Source organism: Phenylobacterium sp., assembly GCF_035276905.1.
GTDB lineage: Bacteria > Pseudomonadota > Alphaproteobacteria > Caulobacterales > Caulobacteraceae > Phenylobacterium.
The window spans coordinates 1-3,018 of sequence record NZ_DATELG010000359.1 but is presented as its reverse complement, the minus strand read 5'-3'; the positions used below and the strand labels follow the sequence as shown (position 1 = coordinate 3,018).

Sequence of the window (3,018 nt, the reverse complement as noted above, 5' to 3'; positions counted from 1 at the left end):
GGCCGACCGTCTCCGGCAAGCCGTGCCGCGAGGGTCCCACCAGCCGCACGTCGCCCGCGCCCTCGGCCGCCCCGACCACATGGCGCAGCATGTCCGCCGCCAGCGCGCGCCGCGCCGCGTCGGACAGCACTGGGGCCAGGCGGGTCTTGCAGGCGTCCGGCGCCTTGATCGGAATGGCGACCCAGGTGGTCATGGCGCGAGATTTTCGCGGGCGAGAGGCGTCTATGCAACCGCCGGCGCTGTCGTCAGCCCCGTGAACCGTACGCCGGCGCCGTCGGCCTTATAGGTCTTGTTGAAGAAGATCAGGATCGAGGTCAGGGCCTCGGCCGCGGCCGAGTTGGCCAGCGAGCCGGCGGCGAGGCCGCGCAGGCCCATGCCGCAGGCCAGCTCGACCACCGCGGCGCGGGCCTCGACGTCGTCGCTGAACACCAGCACGTCGCAGTCGACGCCGTGGCCCTCGGCCAGCTTGTGGGCGGCCACGTTGTGGAAGGCCGAAACCAGCCGCACGCCCTCGCCGAGCAGCTCGCGCGCCTCGAGCGCCGCGCAGCCGGCGGCCGGCAGCTGCACCCGCATCACCTTCGGCGGGACCAGCGGAACGGTGGTGTCGACGACGATGGCGTCGCCGACCGAGTCCTTGATGTCGGCGAGCGTGCCGGCCTGGGCCGAATAGGGCACGGTGACGATCACGAAGTCGCAGCCCCGAGCCACCTCGGCGTTCACCCCATGGCCGACGCCGGGGCCCAGCTCTGCGGCGTGCTGGGCGGCGGACTCCGCCCGGCGCGAGCCGATCGACACCTGATGCCCGGCCTTGATCAGCGTCCTGGCGATCGCCGAGCCCAGATCCCCCGTGCCGCCGACGACAGCAATCTTCGCCATTCCCCGTCCCTCGCGCCTTTGAGTTCTTGCTTGCCGGCCCCGGCTAAGCCGGGATCGGCGAAGAGGCAAGGTTGCATTCGCGCGGCGCATCGGTCATGCCTCGTTGCAGACGCCGCGCGAAAGGCCGGTCACGCGAAATCCCGGACGTTGGAGTTGGCCGAAAGGGCCGTCAGCTCCGCGTCGCAATCGATCCGGGTCCGAGACCAAATGGATGACGTGAACGCCACGGAGACGGCGCGTCGCAGCGCTTCGTCCATGAGCGTCCTGCCCCTCGAGGGGCTGCCGATGTTTGCGCCCGGCGTCAGCATTGCGCGCGAGGTGGCGGCCGCGGCGAGGCGGCAAGGCATCGCCCTGGCGAAAAGTGACGTGGTCGTGCTGGCCCAGAAGATCGTCTCCAAGTCCGAGGGACGCCGGACGCGGCTGCATGACGTCGCCGCCGGCGACGAAGCCCGGGCGCTGGCGGTCGAGAGCGGCCGCCCGGCCGCGCTGATGCAGCTGATGCTCGACGAGAGCCAGGAGCTGGTGCGCGCCACGCCGATGGTGGTGATCACGCGCCACCGCACCGGCCATGTCGCGGCCAACGCCGGCATCGACGCCTCGAACGTCGAGGGCGGGGCCGAGGACGCGGTGCTGCTCTGGCCGGTCGATCCCGACGAAAGCGCCCGGGCGATCCGCGCCGAGCTGAAGACGCTGACGGGCGCGGCGCCTGCGGTGGTGATCGCCGACAGCCTCGGCCGCGCGTGGCGACTGGGCACGATGGGCGCGGCGATCGGCGCCGCCGGCCTGGTCGTCGTCGACGACCGGCGCGGCGAGACGGACCTCTTCGGGCGCACGCTTCAGGCGACCCTCGTGGCGGTCGCCGACAGCATCGCCGCGGCCGGCGTCCTGGTGATGGGCGAGGGGGCCGAAGGCGTGCCCGCGGCGATCGTCCGCGGCATGGGCCGCTATGTCGGCGAGGCGGACGGCGACGGCGCGGCGGCGGGGCTGCGGCCGGTGAAGGAGGATCTCTTCCGGTGAGCGCGAACCATGTCCTGGCCCTGTGCGGCGGGGTGGGCGGCGCCAAGCTGGCGGCGGGCCTGGCGGCCGTCCTGCCGCCCGAACAGCTGACCATCGTCGTCAACACCGGCGACGACTTCGAGCACATCGGCCTGTCGATCTCGCCCGACATCGACACCGTCGTCTACACCCTGTCGGGCCTCTCCGATCAGGTGCGCGGCTGGGGCGTCGCCGACGAGAGCTGGCAGGCGATGGCCCAGCTCGGCCGCCTGGGCGAGGCGCAGTGGTTCCAGCTCGGCGACCGGGACCTGGCCATGCACCTGGCGCGCACCCGGCGGCTGCGGGCCGGCGAGACGCTGTCCGCCATCACCGCCAGCCTCGCCGGCCGCCTGGGGATCGGCCCGGCGCTCGTGCCGATGAGCGACGATCCGGTGCGCACCAAGGTCTCGACGGCGGACGGCGAGCTCGACTTCCAGCGCTATTTCGTGGCCGAGCAGTGCCGGCCGGTCGCGCGCGGGATCCGCTTCGACGGCGCCGAGGCGGCGCGGCCGTCGCCCGGCTTCGCCGCCGCCCTGGAGCGAGGTGACCTGGGCGCGCTGATCGTCTGCCCGTCCAACCCCTACCTCAGCATCGATCCGCTGCTGGCGCTGCCGGGCGTGCGCGAGCGGATCGCCGGCCTGGCGGTCCCGCGGGTGGCGGTCTCGCCGATCGTCGCCGGCCAGGCGATCAAAGGGCCGACCGCCAAATTGATGTCCGAGCTCGGCGCTGACGTGGATGTGACGGGCGTCGCGCGACACTACCGGGGACTGATCGATATCCTGATCGTGGATGAGGCGGATCGGGCGAGCGCGGCGCAGATCGCGGACCTCGGAATGACGGCGGTGGTCGCGCCATCCGTCATGCGCTCCGACGCCGATCGCGTGGCGCTCGCCGCCGCGACCTTGGCGGCGGCGGCGATCGAGATCCGCGAAGAACTGCCGACAGCCGGCCGGGAATAACGAAATGGGGCGGAGCGTTACGATGAGCATCGACGACGATCAGTTGAAGAGCCGCCTGCTGGCCGCGCCGACCCAGAGACTGCTGGCCGAGGCCCGCGCGCGCCGCGACGCCCGCGGGCCCGCGCGCACCACCTATTCGCGCAAGGTC

The 3,018-nt window shown here is 72.7% G+C and carries 4 protein-coding genes; 2 read left to right on the top strand and 2 right to left on the bottom strand.

Annotated features, from left to right (window positions below):
• A partial coding sequence (locus VJS38_RS17035) for a hypothetical protein (RefSeq protein WP_324089343.1) occupies positions 1–193 on the bottom strand: 193 nt, incomplete at its 3' end.
• Positions 194–222: 29 nt separating this feature from the next.
• Entirely contained in the window at positions 223–876 is a 654-nt protein-coding gene (gene npdG / locus VJS38_RS17030) for an NADPH-dependent F420 reductase (RefSeq protein ID WP_324089342.1), read from the bottom strand.
• A gap of 255 nt (positions 877–1,131) precedes the next feature.
• On the opposite strand from npdG, the gene cofE reads away from it, so the two are divergent.
• Both cofE and cofD read left to right on the top strand, forming a co-directional pair.
• Positions 1,132–1,893 carry a coenzyme F420-0:L-glutamate ligase gene (gene cofE / locus VJS38_RS17025; protein ID WP_324089341.1) on the top strand — a complete coding sequence of 254 codons (762 nt, stop codon included), beginning with the start codon at positions 1,132–1,134 and terminating at the stop codon, positions 1,891–1,893.
• On the top strand, positions 1,890–2,870 hold the full coding sequence (cofD, locus tag VJS38_RS17020) for a 2-phospho-L-lactate transferase (RefSeq protein ID WP_324089340.1): 981 nt from the start codon (positions 1,890–1,892) through the stop codon (positions 2,868–2,870). Before cofE ends, cofD begins: the two co-directional genes overlap by 4 nt.
• The last annotated feature ends 148 nt before the right edge of the window (positions 2,871–3,018 follow it).

Bases quoted from the DNA above. Each gene is read 5' to 3' on its own strand.
- npdG (WP_324089342.1), bottom strand. From the start codon at position 876: ATGGCGAAGATTGCTGTCGTCGGCGGCACGGGGGATCTGGGCTCGGCG.
- cofE (WP_324089341.1), top strand. From the start codon at position 1,132: ATGAGCGTCCTGCCCCTCGAGGGGCTGCCGATGTTTGCGCCCGGCGTC.